An 18,690-nucleotide genomic window follows, 5' to 3' on the forward strand; every position below is an offset into this window, starting at 1 on the left:
GTGCGCTGGCCGGTGTTCCTCGCGCTCGCGCTCGCCGCGTGCGGCGCGGGGGCGCCGGTGCCGCGGACTGCGCCCGCGCGGCCGGTCAGGGTGATGAGCCTCAACCAGTGCACCGACCAGCTGGTGCTGGCGCTGCTGCCGCCCGCGCGGATCGCGTCGGTGACGTGGCTGTCGCGCGACCCGCGCTACTCCGACGCGGTCGCGGCGGCGCGGGGGGTCGCGACCAACCGCGGCGGGGTGGAGGAAGTGGTGACGACCCGGCCCGACCTGATCGTCACCGACACCTTCTCCAACGCGGGCGGGCGCGCGATCCTGCACCGGCTGGGCTATCCGGTGATCGAGCTGCCCGACGCGAGCGACGCGGGCGCGATCGCCGCCAACATCCGCACACTGGCGGCGGCGCTGGGTGAGCAGGCGCGCGGCGAGGCAATGATCGCGGCGATGATGCGCGACCTCGCCCCCTCCCCGTCCCGGCGCGAGCGCGTGGCGGTGTGGACGCGCGACGGGTTGAGCGAGACGCCGCTGCTCGCGCTCGCGATCCGCGCGGCAGGCTACACCGACGTGACGCCGGCGGGCGCGCCCGCGGACGTCGAGACGTTGCTGGCGCTCGCCCCCGACCGCCTGGTCACGATGAGCGCGGGCGAGCGCGACGCGAGCGTCGCCGACAGCCGGCGCGAGCACCCGGCGGTGCGCACGCGCTGGCCGCGCGCCAGGCGGATCGACGTGCCGCTATCGCGCGTGATCTGCGGCACGCCGGCGGTCGGCCGCGCGGCGGCGGCGCTGAGGGCGGCGGCGTGACGCGCGTGCTGGTTCCTGCACTGACGCTGCTGGTGGCGGTGCTGTTCCTCGCGTCGCTGTCCGCCGGCACGATCTGGTTCGCGCCGGCCACGCTGGCGCGCGCGCTGCTGGGCGGGGGCGAGCCGCTGGCGCGCGAAATCGTGGTCGAGATCCGCCTGCCGCGGGCGGTGCTGGCGCTGCTGGTCGGCGCGGTGACCGGGCTGTCGGGCGCGGTGTTGCAGGGGTTGCTGCGCAATCCGCTGGCCGAGCCGGGGTTGCTGGGCGTGTCGGCGGGGGCGTCGCTGGGCGCGGTGATCGCGATCTACTACGGGTTCGCGGCGACGTTCGCGCTGGCGACGCCGCTGTTCGCGCTCGCCGGCGCGATGGCGGTGATCGCGGTCGCACTGGCCTTGTCCAGAAGCGGCGGCACGCTGGCGCTGATCCTGGCGGGCGTGGCGGTGTCGACGATCGCCGGGGCGGGCGTCAGCCTGGCGCTGAACCTCGCGCCGAGCCCCTATGCCGCGTACGAGATCATGACTTGGCTGATGGGGTCGCTCGCCGATCGCAACTGGGATCACGTCGTGCTCGCCGGGCCGTTCATCGCAGGCGGCGCGGCGATGCTGTTCGCGACCGCGCGCGCGCTCGACGCGCTGGCGCTGGGCGAGGCGCAGGCGGAGAGCCTGGGGGTGAACGTCGGCGCCGCGCGACTGCTCGCGCTGATCGGCACCGCGATGGGGATCGGGGCGGCAACCGCGGTGGCGGGCACGATCGGCTTCGTCGGGTTGATCGCGCCGCACGTCGTGCGCCCGCTGGTCGCGCATCGCGCGGGCGCGACGCTGCTGCCCGCGAGCCTTGCCGGCGCGGCGATCGTGCTGGCGGCGGACCTAGCGGTGCGCACATTGCCGTTCGCCGCCGACATCAAGCTGGGCGTGTTCATCGCGGCGGTCGGCGCGCCGTTCTTCCTGTGGCTGGTGTTGCATCTCAGGCGGGTGAGCCCGTGAGCGCGCTGTCGCTCGACACCGTCACCGTGCGGCGCGGCGCGCGCGCGGTGCTGCACGAGGCGAGTGCGCGGTTCGCGCCCGGTCGCCTGACCGCGGTGATCGGGCCGAACGGCGCGGGCAAGTCGACGCTGCTGGCGGTCGCCGCCGGGCTGATCGCGCCGGACGCGGGCGCGGTGCGGCTGGGCGAGGTGCCGCTGGCAAAGGTCGGGCGGCAGGCGCTGGCGCGGCGGCGGGCCTATCTGCCGCAGGCGCCGCGCGTCGACTGGCCGATCAGCGTCGAGCGCGTCGTCGCTCTCGGGCTGACCGCGCATCTGCCCGCGTTCGGCGGGCTGTCGGCCGACCTGCGCGCGCGGGTGGCGGAGACGCTCGAGCAGTTCGACCTGACCTCACTGCGCAACCGCGCCGCGACCGAGCTGTCGGGCGGCGAGCTGGCGCGCGTCATGCTCGCGCGCGCGGTGGTGGGTAGCCCTGAGGTGGTGATCGTCGACGAGCCGACCGCCGGGCTCGATCCGCGCCACGCGCTCGACGCCGGGCGGCGACTACGCGCGCTGGCGGACGCGGGCTGCGCAGTGGTGGTGGCGCTGCACGACCTCGACCTGGCGCTACGCATCGCCGACGACGCGGTCGCGCTGCGCGGCGGCGTGGTGGTCGAGCACGGTGCCGCCGACGCGGTGCTCACCGCCGAGGTGCTGAGCGCGCTGTACGAGGTCGAGATGCGCGTGGTGCGCGACGCGCACGGCGCGTGCGTGCGGGTGTGGTGAGCGCCTCACGTCACCCCCGACCTGCTCAGGGATGACGGTCCAAAAGGCTTAGCGGCCGACTGCGGTGTATTCGAACCCGGCGGCCTCGACCTGCTCGCGGTGGTAGATGTTGCGCAGGTCGACCAGCACGGGCGCGCTGAGCAGCGACTTGACGCGGCGCAGGTCGAGCGCGCGGAACGCGTTCCACTCGGTCAGGATGACCAGCGCGTCGGCGCCCTCCATCGTCTGATAGGCGCCATCGCAGTAATGGACGTTCTCCAGCACCTTCTTCGCCTGCTCGTGACCCTCGGGATCGAAGGCGCGGACGGTCGCGCCCGCGTCCTGCAGCGCCTGGATCACCGCAATCGCGGGGCTGTCACGCATGTCGTCGGTGTTGGGTTTGAAGGTGAGGCCGAGCACCGCGACGCACTTGCCGCGCACGTCGCCGCCCATCGCGGCGATCACCTTGCGCCCCATCGCGCGCTTGCGGTTGTCGTTGACCGCGACCACCGCCTCGACGATCCGCTGCGGCGCCTCGTAATCCTGCGCGGTCTTCAGCAGCGCGAGCGTGTCCTTGGGGAAGCACGATCCGCCGTAGCCGGGGCCGGCGTGGAGGAACTTGTCGCCGATGCGGCCGTCGAGCCCGATGCCGCGTGCGACGTCCTGCACGTTCGCGCCGACCTTCTCGCACAGATCGGCGATTTCGTTGATGAAGGTGATCTTGGTCGCGAGGAAGGCGTTGCCGGCGTATTTCGTCAGCTCGGCCGCGCGCCTGCTCATCTCCACGATCGGCGACTTGTTGAGGTAGAGCGGGCGATAGACGTTGCGCAGCACCGCAAGCGCGCGCTGGTCGTCCGAGCCGATCACGATGCGGTCGGGACGCTTGAAGTCGTCGATCGCCGCACCCTCGCGCAGGAACTCGGGGTTGCTCGCCACCGCGAAGTCCGCGTCGGGGTTCGCCTCGCGGATGATCCGCTCGACCTCGTCGCCGGTGCCGACGGGGACGGTGGACTTGTCGACGATCACGGTGAAGCCGGTCAGCGCGGCGGCGATCTCCTCGGCCGCGGCGTAGACGTATGACAGGTCGGCGTGCCCGTCGCCGCGCCGGGACGGCGTGCCGACCGCGATGAACACCGCGTCGGAGTCGCGCACGCCCTCGGGCAGGTCGGTGGTGAAGCGCAGCCGCCCCGCCTCGACGTTGCGCGCGACCAGCTCGTCCAGCCCCGGCTCGAAGATCGGCATCACCCCCGCGAGCAACTTATCGATCTTGCCCTGGTCCTTGTCGACGCAGACCACGTCGTGGCCGAAATCGGCGAAGCAGGCGCCCGAGACGAGGCCGACATAGCCCGAGCCGATCATGGTGACGCGCATGTTGGTGATATTACCCCCGTTGGACGCAGTGCCGCCGCGGTGACGCGGCGGTGATGGGCGGCTTAGCCACGTGGCCGGCGGAGCGCCAGCCACCAAGCCTTACTATGCCGCCGTAACGGAGCGGGTGCCAAGGATATGTAAACGCGTCGGGTGCCGGGCGGCGGTGTTGCCGCCCGGCGGACCCCGGTCAGGCGAGCATGCGGACGCTCGGCTCGCGGTCGTAGAAGCGGTGCCGGGCCGCGTCGACGAACGCGCTGCCGGTGTCGGTGACGCCCGCGTCGGGCTCGACCCCCGCCTTGTCGAGCAGCGGCTTGGCGGCAGCACTCGCGCCGATCGCCTTCAGGTGGCCGAACGCGTCCATTGCGAACTGCACCGCGGCGCCCTCCTTCATCAGCGCCTTCGCGCCCTCGTCCGACAGCAGGATCGCGACCGCGTCGAAGATCTGGCTCGGCGAGCCGGCGAGCTGCCCGTCGGCCTTGCGCATCGAGCCGTCCGACAGCTTGGCGCCACCGACCTTGGGCGCGACGATCACCGCCTTGCCCCCCTCGCCCTCGACCGCCGCGATCAGCGCGTCGAGTTCGGCCGCATCGGTGCCGTCGTGGATCAGGATGCCGACGCTGCGCCCCTCCAGCGTCGGCTTCATGTTCTTGTGGATCGACAGCGCGTCGGACGGTGCCATGTCGACCGGCTCCTTCGCCGCCGCCGCCTTGTCGGGCAGCGGAATACCGATGCCATCGGCGACGCGCTGCGCCAGGTCCTCGTCGACGTTGCGCAAATTGGCGACCATGCGCGGCGGTACCTGGTCGAGCACGCCGACCTTGGATAGTTCGAACACGAATGCCGAGGCGATGTGCGCCTGCTCGTGCGCGTCCTGCGAGCGGTAGAACAGCCGCGCCTGGCTGTAATGGTCGGCGAACGTCTCCGACCGGACGCGCAGCTTGTCGCCCTGCTCGTCCGCGCCGGTCGCGGCGTTGACAGTCGCGAAGCCCGCCTCGCTCTCGCGCGCGCCGCCGTCCTCGCCGTGCGCGGCGAGGCTGTTGGGCTCGTAATTGGCGCGGCCCTTCGGCACGTGGACCTGCATCTTACCGTCGCGCTGGAAATTGTGCATCGGGCAGCGCGGGGCGTTGATCGGGATCTGGTGGAAGTTGGTCGTCCCCAGCCGCGAGTTCTGCGTGTCGAGATAGCTGAACAGCCGCCCCTGCAGCAGCGGATCGTTCGAGAAGTCGATGCCCGGCACGATGTTCGTCGGCAGGAACGCGACCTGCTCGGTTTCGGCGAAGAAATTGTCCGGGTTGCGGTTGAGCGTCAGCGTGCCGATCACGCGGACGGGCACGTCCTCCTCCGGGATCAGCTTGGTCGCGTCCAGCACGTCGTACGGCTGCGCGTCGGCGAACGCCTGGTCGAACACCTGGATGCCGAGATCCCATTGCGGATAGGCGCCGGTGTCGATCGCCTCCCACAGGTCGCGGCGGTGGTAATCGTTGTCGGCGGCCTGGAGCTTCAGCGCCTCGTCCCAGATCGTCGAGTGCAGCCCCAGCCGCGGCTTCCAGTGGAACTTGACGAAGCTGGCATGGCCTTCCGCGTTCACCAGCTTGAACGTGTGGACGCCGAAGCCCTCCATCATGCGCAAGGATCGCGGCAGCGTGCGGTCGGACATCGCCCACATCAGCATGTGCGTGCTCTCGGGCATGAGGCTCGCCCAGTCCCAGAAGGTGTCGTGCGCGCTGCCCGCCTGCGGGTAGGCGCGGTCGGCCTCCATCTTCACCGCGTGGATCAGGTCGGGGAACTTGATCGCGTCCTGGATGAAGAACACGGGGATGTTGTTGCCGACGAGGTCCCAATTGCCCTCGCTGGTGTAGAACTTCACCGCGAAGCCGCGCACGTCGCGCGGGGTGTCGACCGAGCCCGCGCCACCCGCGACGGTCGAGAAGCGCACGAATACCTCGGTCTGCTCGCCCTTGCGGAATACCGCGGCCTTCGACAGGTCGGAGATGTCAGCGGTCGCCTCGAACACGCCGTGCGCGCCGGAGCCGCGCGCGTGGACGATCCGTTCCGGGATACGCTCGTGGTCGAAGTGGAAGATCTTCTCGCGCAGCACGAAATCCTCGAGCAGCGTCGGCCCGCGCTTGCCCGATTTCAGGCTATTCTGATTGTCGCTGATCGGCACGCCGTGATTGGTGGTGAGGACGGGCGCGTCGCCCGACGCCTGCTGATGCGTCTCGCCGCCGTTGCCGCGCGAGGTGGTAAATTCAGTCATGTCGGATATGCACTCCAGTAAGCCCTATCAACGTCCATCGGGACCGCTTCGTTGCGGGTCCCGCGACGAAAGGCTGGCGCGGTTCGGCAGGTCGCGGCAGGACGCGGCGCTACGATCAGGAGAGACGACGATGGGCTTGTGGTTCGAGGAATTTTCGGTCGGGCAGACCTTCACCCACCCGCTGCGCCGCACGGTGACCGAGTATGACAACATGAGCTTCAGCCTGCTGACGATGAACCCGCAGCCGCTCCATATCGACTTCGACTTCGCGGAGAAGAGCGAGTGGGGGAAGCCGCTGGTCAACAGCCTGTTCACGCTGGGGCTGATGATCGGCATGTCGGTGCAGGACACGACGCTCGGCACCACGGTCGGCAACTTGGGGATGAGCGACACGCGCTTTCCCAAGCCGGTGTTCCACGGCGACACGCTGCAGGCGGCGAGCGAGGTCGTGTCGATCCGTGAGAGCAAGTCCAACCCGGCGGTCGGCATCGTCGAGTTCGAGCACCGCATGACCAACCAGCGCGGCGAGCTGGTCGCGATCTGCCGCCGCGCGGCGATGATGAAGCGGCGGCCGGCGGAGGGCTGAGGGTTACCGCGCTACCGGCGGGCGGTGAAGCGCGCGTAGGCGTCCAGCACCGGCGCGGCAAGTTCGGGGCGGCAGATCAGCAGGTCGGGCAGCCAAGTGTTCGCGCGGTTGTAGACCAGCGGCGTGCCGTCGGCGCGGCTGACGTGGAGCCCGGCGGCGCGCGCGACCGCGGCGGGGGCGCAATTGTCCCACTCATACTGCCCGCCGGTGTGGAGGTAGATGTCGGCTTGCCCACGCACCACGGCCATCGCCTTCGCGCCCGCCGACCCCATCGGGATCAGCGCGGCGTCGAGCGCCTCGGCCACCGCCAGCGCCTCGGGCGCGGGGCGCGAGCGGCTGACCAGCATGCGCAGCCGGTCGGGCGCGTCGCACAGCCCGCCGGGCCGCGCCGAGCAGAGCGTCAGCGACACCGCGGGCAGCGCCACCGCGCCGATCAGCGGTTCTCCGCCGATCGCCAAGGCGACGTGGACTGCCCAGTCGTCGCGCCCCTCGCCATACTCGCGCGTGCCGTCGAGCGGGTCGACGATCCACACGCGCCGCGCCGACAGCCGCACCTCGCTGTCGCGCTCCTCCTCCGACAGGATCGCGTCGTCGGGGCGGTTGTGGCGCAAAGCTTCCATGATGAAGGCATTGGCGACGCGGTCGCCCGCCTGGCCGAGCGCGGCGCCGGAGAACAGGCTGGACGCGCGCGCGGCGAGCAGGATCGCGCCGGCGTGCTCGGCGATGTGGCGCGCGAGCGCGGCGTCGTCCTCCAGCCCCGGCGGCGGCGCCACCGCCGCGAGCGCGAGCGGCGTTTCGTTCACGGGATCAGCCCCATCACGGTATCAGTCTGGCGACGATCGCGTCGGCCGCCTCGTCGGGCGTCATGCGGCGCGTATCGATGCGGATCTCGGGCGTCTCCGGCGGCTCGTACGGGCTGTCGATGCCGGTGAAGTTCTTGAGCTGGCCCGCGCGCGCCTTGGCGTAGAGCCCCTTCACGTCGCGCGCCTCCGCGTCGGCGAGCGGCGTGTCGATGTGGACCTCGATGAACTCGCCCGGCTTCATCATGCCGCGCACCATGTCACGTTCGGAGCGGAACGGCGAGATGAACGCGGTGATGACGATCAGCCCCGCATCGGTCATCAGCTTGGCGACCTCGCCGACGCGGCGGATGTTCTCGACCCGGTCGGCGTCGGTGAAGCCAAGGTCGCGGTTCAACCCGTGACGCACGTTGTCGCCGTCGAGCAGGAAGGTGTGGCGGTTCATTCGCGCCAGCTTCTTCTCGACCAGATTGGCGATCGTCGACTTGCCCGCCCCCGACAGCCCGGTGAACCACAGCACGGCGGGCTGCTGGTTCTTGAGCGCCGCGTGATGCTCGCGCGCGGTGTCGGTCGCCTGCCAGTGAACGTTCTGCGCGCGGCGGAGCGCGAAGTGGATCATGCCCGCGGCGACGGTCGCGTTGGTGAACTTGTCGATCAGCACGAAGCCGCCGAGCGTCTTGTTGGCCGCGCGTTGCTCGCTCGAATACGGCTCGAACACCAGCGGGCGGTCGGTCGAGAGGTTGGCGACGCCGATCGCGTTCAGGTCGAGCGTCTTGGCCGCGAGCCGCTCCAGCGTGTTGACGTTGACCTGGTACTTGGGCGGCTGGACATTCGCGGTGACGGTCTGCGTGCCGAGTTTCAGCCAGTAACCGCGGCCGGGCAGCAATGCCTCGTCCGCCATCCACACGATCGTCGCTTCGAACTGGTCGGCGCTCTCCGGCGGGGCGTCGGCGGCGGCGATCACGTCGCCGCGCGAGCAGTCGATCTCGTCGGCGAGCGTCAGCGTGACCGACTGGCCCGCGATCGCTCGATGTTGGTCGCCGCCGAGCGTGACGATCCGCGCGATCGTGCTGGTCCGCCCCGAGGGCAGCACGCGCACCGCGTCGCCCGGACGCACGCTGCCGCTGGCGATCAGCCCGGAGAAGCCGCGGAAGTCGAGGTTGGGGCGATTGACCCACTGCACCGGCATGCGAAACGCCCGCACGGCGTCGGCGTGCTGGTCGACCTCGACGCTGTCGAGATGCGCGATCAGCGTCGGGCCATCGTACCATTGCGTGTTCGCCGACGGCGCGGTCACGTTGTCGCCGCGAAAGCCCGAGATCGGGATGGCGGTGAAGTCGGTGATGCCGATCGACGCCGCGAAGGCGCGGTAATCGGCGACGATCGCGTCGAAGCGCGCCCGGTCGTAGCCGATCAGGTCCATCTTGTTGACCGCGAGCACGACGTGACGGATGCCGACGAGGTGCGCGAGGTAGGAGTGGCGCCGCGTCTGCGTCAGCACGCCCTTGCGCGCGTCGACCAGGATCACCGCCAGGTCGGCGGTCGACGCGCCGGTCACCATGTTGCGGGTGTACTGCTCGTGCCCCGGCGTGTCGGCGACGATGTACTTGCGCGCCGTGGTCGAGAAGAAGCGGTAAGCGACATCGATCGTGATCCCCTGCTCGCGCTCGGCGGCAAGGCCATCGACCAGCAGCGCGAAGTCGATCTCGCCACCCTGCGTGCCGACGCGCTTCGAATCCGCCTCCAGCGCGGCGAGCTGGTCCTCGAAGATCGTCTTGGAATCGTACAGCAGCCGCCCGATCAGCGTCGACTTGCCGTCGTCGACCGACCCGCAGGTGATGAAGCGCAGCAAGGTCTTGTTCTGGTGCCGGTCGAGATAGGCGTGGATGTCGTCGGCGATCAGCGCGTCAGGGGTGTAGGCGGTCATCGGTCGGTCTCGTCGGCTCGGGCCGGGTGGCTGGCGGAGGGGCGCAGTGCGCGGGCGTACGACTGCTGGGCGCGGGACCCCGGCCTGCGCCGGGGTTGACGCCTCGTCACCCGGCGGGTGACGCCGATGTCCGCGGCCACGCTTCGCATGACGTGGCGCGTCAAAAGTACCCCTCCTGTTTCTTCTTCTCCATGCTGGCGTCGCCTGCGTCGCGGTCGATCGCGCGGCCCTGCCGCTCGGAGGTGGTGGTGAGCAGCATCTCGCGGATCACGTCGGGCAGGGTCGCCGCCTTGCTCTCGACCGCGCCGGTCAGGGGGTAGCAGCCCAATGTGCGGAAGCGGATCGAGCGCGTCACGGGCTGCTCGCCCGGTAGGAGCCTGAAACGCTCGTCGTCGACCATCAAGAGCGTGCCGTCGCGCTCCACGGTCGGGCGCGGTGCGGCGAAGTAGAGCGGGACGATCGGAATGTCCTCGGCGGCGATATACTGCCAGATGTCGAGCTCGGTCCAGTTGGAGATCGGGAACACGCGGATGCTCTCACCTTTCGCTTTCCGCGCATTGTAGAGGTTCCACAGCTCGGGCCGCTGGTTCTTCGGGTCCCAGCGGTGATTGGCCGAGCGGAACGAGAAGACGCGCTCCTTCGCGCGGCTCTTCTCCTCGTCGCGGCGCGAGCCGCCGAACGCGGCGTCGAAGCCGTGAAGGTCGAGCGCCTGCTTCAGGCCCTCGGTCTTCCACAGATCGGTGTGGAGCGCGCCGTGGTCGAACGGATTGATGCCGCGCGCCTCCGCGTCGGAGTTGCGATGAACGAGCAGCTCCATCCCGCTCTCGCGCGCCATGCGGTCGCGCATCGCGTACATGTCGCGAAACTTCCACGTCGTGTCGACGTGGAGCAGCGGGAACGGCGGCGGCGAGGGATAGAACGCCTTGCGCGCCAGATGCAGCATGACCGCCGAGTCCTTGCCGACCGAGTAGAGCATCACCGGACGCTCGCACTCCGCCACCACCTCGCGCATGATGTGGATCGCCTCGGCCTCGAGCCGGTCGAGATGGGTCAGCGTGCGCTGGTCGGGCGCCATTTCATGTCCTCGTCTTGGGTGCCGAAACTGGGGCGCCTGTTACCCAACATATGCGGACGCGACCGCGCGCCTGCGACAATGATCTGCTCGCGGGGTTGAAAGCGCTGGTTTGGCGGCGGTATCTATGTGCGCCTCGCGCGTTGGCGCGGGTGAGGAGACGCGAGCATGTTCGTCGACAACCGCCACTGGCCCCCGCCCCCGCCGTGGCAGCCCGAGCGACCGATCCGCCGGCTGACGGCCAAGCAGGCGCGGGTGATGCGCAACATCGTCGTGTTCAACCTCATCATGCTGATCTTCGGGCCGCTCGCGGGCGTGACCCTGCTCGACGCGGTCGCGGCGGCGCTGCGGTGACGGTCCAGCCGGGGGACGTGCTCGACTTCTGGTTCGAGGAGGTCACGCCCGAGCAGCGTTTCGCGAAGGACGATGCGCTCGACCGCACGATCGCCGAACGGTTCGGGCCCGCGCGCGACGCGGTGCTGGCGAGCGACGCGGCGGGTTGGCGCGACACGCCCGAGGCGCTGCTCGCCGCGATCGTCCTGCTCGATCAGTTCTCGCGCAACATCCACCGCGGTGAAGCGGAGGCGTTCGCCGCCGACGCGCTGGCGCGCGAGCTGACGCTGCTGGCGGTCGAGCACGGGTGGGAGGAGCGCTACACGCCCGAGCAACGGCAGTTCCTCTACATGCCGCTGATGCACGCGGAGGATGCGGCGCTACAGGCGCTGTCGGTCGAGAAGTTCGAGCAACTGGGGGAGGAGGAGGCGCTCGCCTTCGCGCGCGATCACCGCGACGTACAGGCGCGCTTCGGCCGGTTCCCGTCGCGCAATGCCGCGCTGGGGCGCGCGTCGTCGCCCGAGGAGCAGGTCTATCTCAGCCAGCCCGACGCCGGTTGGTGATGCGGGAAGGTGGCGGGGTGGTGGAGCTGAGGGGAATCGAACCCCTGACCTCTGCAGTGCGATTGCAGCGCTCTCCCATCTGAGCTACAGCCCCGCCCGGCCCGGTCGCGCGCGACCGAGCGCTGCCACTAGCGACGTTGATCGCGGCGTGCAACTGCCTTTCGCACGCGAAAAGCGACCGGCGCCGCTCGGACCGGCCGGGCGCGTGGCCCGACCGATCCCGCTCCGTCACCGCCCCAGCAGCACGCGCGCCTGCCCCGCGATCTGCGCGAGCATCGCGGCATTGGGCGCGGGCGCGTGGCGCGCGCGGTCGACCACCGCCTTGAACTGCCCGACGCGCGCGGCATTGTCGGCGAGCCAGCGCGCCACCGCCTTCTCCGGCGCGCCGTTGGCGGTGCGGCCGAGGAAGTCGAGCCGCAGCTGCTGGAAATCGCGCGCCAGCCCCGCGATCAGCAACCGCTCCCACGGATCGCTCGAGGTGATCCGCGCCGAAGTCGACTGCGCCCAGTCGAGCCCGAGCGCCTGCCCCAGATGCGTGAACGCGCGCGCGATCCGCGTCTCGTCGATCCCCGAGCGACCGCCCAGGTCGGCGAGCCCGACGACGCCGTCGAGCTCGAACAACCGCACGGCGCGCGCAACGAGGTCGGCGGGCGCGCCCGTCGCCTCCAGCGTCGCGGCGATGCGGCGGCTCTGCGCCTGCGCCTCGTCGAGCAGGAGGTCGCGCGCCGCGGCGTCGAGCCGCGCGATCCCGCGCCCGAGCCGCTCGAGCACCGCCGAGGGCATCGTGCCCGGTGCCTCGACGCGCAGCAGATCGGCGACGTGCGAGCGCGTCGCGACCGCGACCTCGTCGAACAAGGCGTAGCGCGCCGCCTCGGGCATCGCGGTCTGCTCGATCTCGCGCCACAGCTCGGCGAGGCCGAACTGACGCTCCGCGACGACGAACATCGCCGCGATGTCGGACAGCGCCGCGCCCTCCTCTTCCGCCAGCTCGAACGGGTGGAGGATGCCGATGCGATTGACGATGCGATTGGCGAGCTTGGTCGCGACGATCTCACCGCGGAGCCGATGCTGGTCGATCGCGTCCGCGAACCGTTCCTGCATCGCAGCCGGGAAGGCGGCGTGGAGGTCGGGCAGGAGCGCGGGATCGGTCCCGAGCGAACTCGCCTCGATCGCGTCCTGCAGCGCGAGCTTGGCGGTGGCGAGCAACACCGCCAGCTCGGGGCGGGTCAGCCCGCGCCCGTCGACGCCGCGGCGCAGGAAGTCGACGTTGGAGGCGAGCCCTTCCACGCGGCGGTCGAGCCGCCCGGCCTCCTCGAACACTTCCATCACGCGGACGTAGCTCGGCACCGCCTGCGCGGCCTCGTTGCCCGATCCTTCCGCGATCGACAGCGCGAGCGTCTGGAGCCGGTTGTCCTCCAGCACGAGGTGCGCGACGTCGTCGGTCATGCTGGCGAGCAGCGCGTTGCGGTCCTCGTACGCGAGCCGGCCCTCGGTCATCTCGCGGTTCAAGGCGATCTTGATGTTGACCTCGTTGTCCGAGCAGTCGACGCCGGCCGAATTGTCGATGAAGTCGGTGTTGATTCGCCCGCCGCGCGCGGCGAAGGCGATGCGCGCCGCCTGCGTCACGCCCAGGTTCGCGCCCTCGCCGATCGCGATCGCGCGCAGTTCCTCCGCGTCGACGCGCTGGCGGTCGTTGGCGGGATCGCCGACGGTGGCGTTGTTCTCCGCCGCCGCCTTCACGTAGGTGCCGATGCCGCCGAACCAGATCAGGTCGACCGGCGACTTCAGGATCGCGGCGATCAGCAGCGACGGCTCCATGTCGCCGACGGGGACGTCGAGCGCGGCGGCGACCTCGGGCGTGATCGCGATCGACTTGGCGGCACGGCTGTGGACGCCGCCGCCCGCCGACACGGGCGCGGAATAATCCGCCCAGGACGAGCGCGGCAGCGCGAACATGCGCGCGCGCTCGTTCCAGCTCGTCTCAGGGTCGGGGTTCGGATCGAGGAAGATGTGGCGGTGGTCGAAGGCGGCGACCAGCTTGATCGCCTTGGACAAGAGCATGCCGTTGCCGAACACGTCGCCCGACATGTCGCCGCAGCCGACGACGCGGATCGGTTGACACTGCACGTCCACCCCGCGCTCGGCCAAGTGGCGCTGGACCGACACCCACGCGCCCTTGGCGGTGATTCCCATCGCCTTGTGGTCGTAACCGACGCTGCCGCCGCTGGCGAAGGCGTCACCCAGCCAGAAGTCGCGTTCCAGCGCCAGCGCGTTGGCGACGTCGCTGAACGTCGCGGTCCCCTTGTCGGCGGCGACGACGAAATACGGGTCCTCGCCGTCGCGGATCACCACGCCGTCGGGGTGAACGACGCCGGTGCCGACGATGTTGTCGGTGATCGACAGCAAGGTACGGATGAAGATGCGATACGCCTCGGTCCCCTCCGCCAGCCACGCTTCGCGGTTGGCGGGAGACGGCAGCTGCTTGGCGTAGAAGCCGCCCTTCGCGCCCGTCGGCACGATGACCGCGTTCTTGACGCGCTGCGCCTTCATCAGCCCGAGGATTTCCGTGCGGAAATCGTCGCGGCGGTCGGACCAGCGCAGGCCGCCGCGCGCGACGGGGCCGGCGCGCAGGTGGATGCCCTCGACCCGCGGGGAATAGACCCACACTTCGCGCCACGGCAGCGGCTTGGGCAGCCCGGGCACAGCTGCGCTGTCGAGCTTGAACGCCAGCGCCTCGTTCGCGGCTGGAGTAAAGGCGTTGGTGCGCAGCGTCGCGTTGATCACCGCGCGGAAGCTGCGCAGGATGCGATCGTCGTCGATCCCCGACACCGCGTCGAGCGCGCGCGTGATCTCGTCGTCGCTCTCGCCCGCGTCGCCGTCGAACGACGGGTCGTGCAGCGCGTGGAACCGCGCGATCAGCGCGCGCGAGAGGTCGGTGTTGCGCGCCAGCGTGTCGACAACGGTCGACATGGTGTAGGTCAGCCCGGCCTGGCGCAGATACCGGTACCAGGCGCGGAACAGCACGGTCGCCTGCGGGGAGAGCCCGGCGGCGACGACCAGGCTGTTGAAGGCGTCATTCTCCGCGTAACCGCGCAGCGCCGCGGCGATCGCGCCCTCCAGCACCGCGGGCTGGTCGTCGAACGCCGCGTCGGGCGCCTCTACGACGAAATCATGCACGAAGGCGTTGTCTGCCTCGCGCAGCCGCGTCGGCAGTTCGCCGACCACGCGGAAGCCGAAATTCTCCAGCACCGGTACCGCGTCGGACAGCGCCAGCGCGCCGTGCAGCTTGTAGATCTTGAGCCGGTGATCCTCGCCCGCGATCGTCGGGTAGAGGTGGACCTGCCGATCGCCCTCGCCGTCCAGTTGCGACAAGCGCAGGATGTCCTGCGCCGCCTCATCCGCGTTGGACACGTTGCGGTAATTGGGCGGGAATGCCGCCGCCCAGCGCAGCGCGAGCCGCGCGGCGCGCGGCGCGGGCACGCGCTCGGCGAGTGCCGCCTCGACGTCGGGCACCCAGCCGCGCACCATGCGCGCCAGCCGCTGGTCGAGCGGCGCGGCATCGGGCACGCGCCCGCCCTCGCGCAGGTCGAGTGTGAAGCGCAGCAGCGCGATCACCTGATCCTCCAGGCTAATCGACCAGTTGATCACCGGCCCGCCCGCCGCCTCCGACAGCATCTCGCCGATCGCGCTGCGGCGCGCGGTGGTGACGTCGTCGCGCGGCAGCCACACGAACGCGAACAGGTGCCGCGCGAGCGCGGAGCGCACCAGCACCAGCTTGGGCCGCGGACGGTCGGCGAGGCTCATCGCGCTGAGCGCGAGCCGCTCCACCGCGGCGGGATCGACCGCGGTGAGCAGGTCGTGCGGCAAATAGGCGAGCGCGTGCATCAGCGCCTTGCCCGTGTGCCCCGCGGGATCGAAGCCGAACTTGTCCTCGAACTCGGCCAGCCGCTGACGCAGCACCGGCACGCTGCGCGGCGGCGCGTTGAGCGCGGCCGAGGTCCACAGCCCGGCGGTGATCGACAGGCCGGTCACGCGCCCGGCCTGCATGACGGGCACGACCAGCAGGTCGAGCGGGACGCGGCGGTGGACGGGCGAGATCAGGCTCGATTTCAGCAGCAGCGGCGCCTTGTTGCCCGCCTGGAACCACTCCACCGCCAGGTGGCGCGAGCGATCGGCGAGGAACGGCACCGCGTGCGCGTTGCGCATGATGCCGAGCGCACCGTCCACGTCGTCGCCGCCCGACACGTTCCAGCGCTGATGCCCGAGCAAGGTGAAATGGCGGTCGAGGAACCAGCGCAGCAGGCTCGCGCCCTCCGCGTCGCCGCCGGTGTCGTCCAGCGTACCCGCGTCGTGCGCCAGCGCCGCCTGCATCGCGCGCCAGTCGCGGGTCGCCGCGCGCACGTCGGCGAGGACGGACGCCAGCTCCTCGACCAGCTCGCGCCGGTCGCGCGCGTCGGCGCGGTCCATTTCCAGGTAGATCATCGACTCGCGCAGGCCGCCGTCGACGTCGATCGCGGTCAGCGCGCCGCTCTCGTCGCGCGACACCTGGACCACCGGGTGGAGGATGCGCTCGATCGCGATGTCGCGCGCGCCGATCGCGGCGGCGATCGAATCAACCAGGAACGGCATGTCGTCGTTGACGATCCCGACGCGCATCTGCCGCGGGCCGCCGTCGCCCGGCAGCGGCTCCAGCGCGATCGCGGGCGTGCCGGGCGCGCGCGTCGCGCCGGTCGCGATCAGGAACTCGGCGGCGCTCGCCTGCTCTTGCGGGGTGAAATCGAGCAGCTCGTCGGGAAGTGCGCCGTGGGTGAGACGCGCCGCCAGCGTGTCGAACAGTATCATCTGTAACTTCCTCGCCATCACCGCGGCTATGCGCCGGTCGCGGTCCTATCTCAACCCCCGCCGCGCGGCGGGGATAGCGCGGGAGCGGCCGGCGAGTGGGTTGGTGCCCTGGGTGATCCGGGGGGTAGGGCACAACGAACTGACGGCGTCTCTGGAGCGCTCGTGATAGGCCGAAACGACCGCCACGAGGTGGAGATCGTCGCTGCTCCAATAGTGCTTTCTTGGCGGAGGGCGCGATGGCGCTGTCACGCCTTCACCAAACGCTCGATCAGCGGCCCGACCCGACGTCCGCCGAGCGACCGCGCGGCACTAGCGCAGTCGCGCCAGCACCCGCCTGGACAGCGCATCGTCGGTGGTCGCCCCGACGATGTCGATCGCACCGTCGGCAGCGGCGCGGCCGAGCAGCACCACCGGCTCGCCCGCGGCTACCCCGGCCTCGACCGTGCCTGGCGACAGTTGCGCGACCGCGCGGCGCGCCGACAACGGCAGGTCGTTGCGGCGCGCGGCGTCGCGCCGGCGTGCGACACGCTCGGCCGCCACCATGCCGCGCACGCCGCCGGGCGTCGCCTCGATCAAGCGCGGCAGCGCGCCCTCCGGCACGTCGCGGCGGCGCGCGAAGGACAGAACCGCGCGCGCTTCGGCGATCTCGCGCGGTGCGGCGGGCTGCTCGTCGGCGTCGAACACGAGCCGGGCGACCGCGCCGAGCGGCGCGCGCGCGTGCTCGCTCAGCCCGGCGTCGGCAAGCAGGTCGGCGAAGCGCTCGGGCGCACGCTCGGCGGCGCGCGCGAAATCGTGTGCCCGGCCGATCGCGCGGAACCGCGCGACACGCCCGCGCGCGTTCGCGACCCGCGCCGCCGCCGCGCTCTCGCGCGCCAGCGCCAGTCGCTCGGCCAGGTCGGTGTCGTCGCCGGGCAGCAGCACGGGTGCCGCGCTCGGCCCGTCGGCCCATACCGGCGACAGATCGGCGGCGCGGGGCGCGGCACGGACTGCACTCGCCAGCTCCGCGTCGAGCCGAGACTGCGCGTCGACGCTGACCATCTCCTTCCAGTTGATCACGCCGTAGATGAAGTCGATCGCCTCGCCGTTGGAGGAGAAGGGCATCAGGATGCCGCGGTAGAAGGTGCTGTGCCCGCGGATGCCGACGAACTCGGCCTCGAACCCGACGGGCGCACGGTTGGCGATGATCTGCAGGTAATGGTCGGTCAGCCGCGACAGCAGCGAGCGCGGCGGGACCTGCGCGATGCTGGCGATCGATTTGTCGACGCCGCACTCGGCGCGGAGCGCGGTGCCGAGGAACTGGATCGCGGGATCGTCGAGTCCGTCGCCGAAATCGAGCAGCACGCTGTGCGGACCGAAGTCGGCGATGCTCGCGGGGTCGAGGTCGGCGATCGTCGGGAACGGCCGGTCGCGCAGCAGCGACACCCAGTGGTTGTAGGCGCGCACGTGCATGCGCCGCTCGTCGCTGCCGATCTTGACCTGCGGCTCACCCACGCCGCTGTCCAGCGGGTCGTTGTCCTGGCGGATGCCGCCCCGATCGCCATCGGTCCCGCGCGCGCTTTCCATAACCTGCTCTTTCCCGACGACGTCGCCAGCCAAGGTGCGCGATCGTTCGCGACCGACATGCGCGCGCACCCGTAAACGCCACGTAAACCGTGGACCCGCGCGGCCGCGCCGTTCGCCCGGCAGACGGCCGCGACGATCCCGCTTGTCACCCACCCCCACGCCTGCTAAGCGCCGCGCCTCGCCCACACACGGGCGCACCAGGCCGCCTTAGCTCAGCTGGTAGAGCATCGCATTCGTAATGCGGGGGTCACAGGTTCGAGTCCTGTAGGCGGCACCATCCTTCTTGACACGCTTCCGCGAGGAAAGCGGCGGCGGCCGAGGCTAACGGGCGCTGGCTTGGGAACCCACGTGGGACCTAGTTGGGGCTGCTTTGATTAGGCAGCGGGGTTGGCGGTCACGACGTGCGGCCCTTGCATCCGACATGCTGCGGCCACGCTCGATTTCAATGCAGCATTGGTTATCCGCCAGCGTCTTACCTATTTTGCGACCACACTGAAGCCGTCGCTCGCTTCGCTTGGCGGCATGCAGCAGTATCGCGGACAATCGTCTGCAGCCGGCTACTCGCGGCTTAGGTGGACATATCACGCAGGACAAGCAATGGCTCGCCGATGCGAGAAGTCGATCTGCAGGCGATGCTCGGCGCGCGCTTGCTAGAGGTCTCACGACCGCGGCAGGTGGAGCGATCCGATTGCCTCTGCGGCTGGGGCATGCGCGTAGGCCTGCGCGCGCGAGATGCACTGCATGTCGCTCCACTTCTCCGCGAGTTCGCATCCTCGCCCCTAACGCGCTCCGTCGCATTGAATCGCCCCGGGTTTGTGGGAGGCCCCAACTCCTGAGAGGAAGGGGCCATGACGAGCA

The 18,690-nt window shown here is 70.6% G+C and carries 13 protein-coding genes and 2 tRNA genes; 7 read left to right on the forward strand and 8 right to left on the reverse strand.

The genetic code is table 11. The annotated features are described in order from the left end of the window. The 3 genes from ACFDS6_RS01675 to ACFDS6_RS01685 are packed head-to-tail and all read left to right on the forward strand — an operon-like array spanning position 1 to position 2,539. A complete protein-coding gene (locus tag ACFDS6_RS01675) occupies positions 1–798 on the forward strand; it encodes an ABC transporter substrate-binding protein (protein WP_375270369.1) in 798 nt (265 codons plus the stop codon). Continuing rightward, positions 795–1,778 (forward strand): FecCD family ABC transporter permease, encoded by a 984-nt coding sequence (locus tag ACFDS6_RS01680; protein ID WP_375270370.1) that lies wholly within the window; start codon positions 795–797, stop codon positions 1,776–1,778. Before ACFDS6_RS01675 ends, ACFDS6_RS01680 begins: the two co-directional genes overlap by 4 nt. Further along, the gene (locus ACFDS6_RS01685) at positions 1,775–2,539 is read left to right on the forward strand and encodes an ABC transporter ATP-binding protein (protein WP_375270371.1); all 765 of its coding nucleotides are present in this window, start codon (positions 1,775–1,777) and stop codon (positions 2,537–2,539) included. Before ACFDS6_RS01680 ends, ACFDS6_RS01685 begins: the two co-directional genes overlap by 4 nt. 48 nt (positions 2,540–2,587) lie before the next feature. On the opposite strand, the gene ACFDS6_RS01690 is transcribed toward ACFDS6_RS01685, so the two are convergent. Together ACFDS6_RS01690 and ACFDS6_RS01695 are read right to left on the reverse strand one after the other, a co-directional pair. Next, complete coding sequence (locus tag ACFDS6_RS01690; RefSeq protein ID WP_375270372.1) at positions 2,588–3,889, reverse strand: UDP-glucose dehydrogenase family protein; 1,302 nt, start codon at positions 3,887–3,889, stop codon at positions 2,588–2,590. A 187-nt stretch (positions 3,890–4,076) separates the two neighbouring features. Beyond that, positions 4,077–6,146, reverse strand: a complete 2,070-nt coding sequence (locus ACFDS6_RS01695) for a catalase (RefSeq protein ID WP_375270373.1) — start codon at positions 6,144–6,146, stop codon at positions 4,077–4,079. Between the two features lie 130 nt (positions 6,147–6,276). Here ACFDS6_RS01695 and ACFDS6_RS01700 point away from each other — a divergent pair, with 130 nt between their 5' ends. After that, the gene (locus tag ACFDS6_RS01700; RefSeq protein WP_037523666.1) at positions 6,277–6,732 is read left to right on the forward strand and encodes a MaoC family dehydratase; all 456 of its coding nucleotides are present in this window, start codon (positions 6,277–6,279) and stop codon (positions 6,730–6,732) included. An 11-nt stretch (positions 6,733–6,743) separates the two neighbouring features. On the opposite strand, the gene ACFDS6_RS01705 is transcribed toward ACFDS6_RS01700, so the two are convergent. From ACFDS6_RS01705 to cysD, 3 genes are all read right to left on the reverse strand, one after another. Beyond that, entirely contained in the window at positions 6,744–7,535 is a 792-nt protein-coding gene (locus ACFDS6_RS01705) for a 3'(2'),5'-bisphosphate nucleotidase CysQ (RefSeq protein WP_375270374.1), read from the reverse strand. Positions 7,536–7,548: 13 nt separating this feature from the next. Beyond that, on the reverse strand, positions 7,549–9,459 hold the full coding sequence (cysN, locus tag ACFDS6_RS01710) for a sulfate adenylyltransferase subunit CysN (protein WP_375270375.1): 1,911 nt from the start codon (positions 9,457–9,459) through the stop codon (positions 7,549–7,551). Between the two features lie 160 nt (positions 9,460–9,619). Continuing rightward, positions 9,620–10,534, reverse strand: coding sequence for a sulfate adenylyltransferase subunit CysD (gene cysD / locus ACFDS6_RS01715; RefSeq protein WP_375270376.1), 915 nt, complete (start codon positions 10,532–10,534; stop codon positions 9,620–9,622). A gap of 165 nt (positions 10,535–10,699) precedes the next feature. On the opposite strand from cysD, the gene ACFDS6_RS01720 reads away from it, so the two are divergent. Both ACFDS6_RS01720 and ACFDS6_RS01725 read left to right on the forward strand, forming a co-directional pair. Further along, complete coding sequence (locus ACFDS6_RS01720; RefSeq protein ID WP_375270377.1) at positions 10,700–10,885, forward strand: hypothetical protein; 186 nt, start codon at positions 10,700–10,702, stop codon at positions 10,883–10,885. Next, a complete protein-coding gene (locus ACFDS6_RS01725; RefSeq protein ID WP_375270378.1) occupies positions 10,882–11,427 on the forward strand; it encodes a DUF924 family protein in 546 nt (181 codons plus the stop codon). Before ACFDS6_RS01720 ends, ACFDS6_RS01725 begins: the two co-directional genes overlap by 4 nt. Positions 11,428–11,445: 18 nt before the next feature. On the opposite strand, the gene ACFDS6_RS01730 is transcribed toward ACFDS6_RS01725, so the two are convergent. The 3 genes from ACFDS6_RS01730 to ACFDS6_RS01740 form a co-directional block, all read right to left on the reverse strand. After that, a tRNA-Ala gene (locus tag ACFDS6_RS01730) sits at positions 11,446–11,521 on the reverse strand. Between the two features lie 134 nt (positions 11,522–11,655). Next, positions 11,656–16,287: an NAD-glutamate dehydrogenase gene (locus ACFDS6_RS01735; protein ID WP_375270379.1), complete on the reverse strand. Its 4,632-nt coding sequence runs from the start codon at positions 16,285–16,287 to the stop codon at positions 11,656–11,658. Between the two features lie 291 nt (positions 16,288–16,578). Beyond that, positions 16,579–17,832, reverse strand: a complete 1,254-nt coding sequence (locus ACFDS6_RS01740; protein ID WP_375270380.1) for a hypothetical protein — start codon at positions 17,830–17,832, stop codon at positions 16,579–16,581. Positions 17,833–18,033: 201 nt separating this feature from the next. Between ACFDS6_RS01740 and ACFDS6_RS01745 the strand changes: the two genes are divergently transcribed. Then, a tRNA-Thr gene (locus ACFDS6_RS01745) sits at positions 18,034–18,109 on the forward strand. Positions 18,110–18,690 lie beyond the last annotated feature (581 nt).

This window comes from Sphingomonas sp. (genome assembly GCF_042095875.1).
Lineage (GTDB): Bacteria > Pseudomonadota > Alphaproteobacteria > Sphingomonadales > Sphingomonadaceae > Sphingomonas.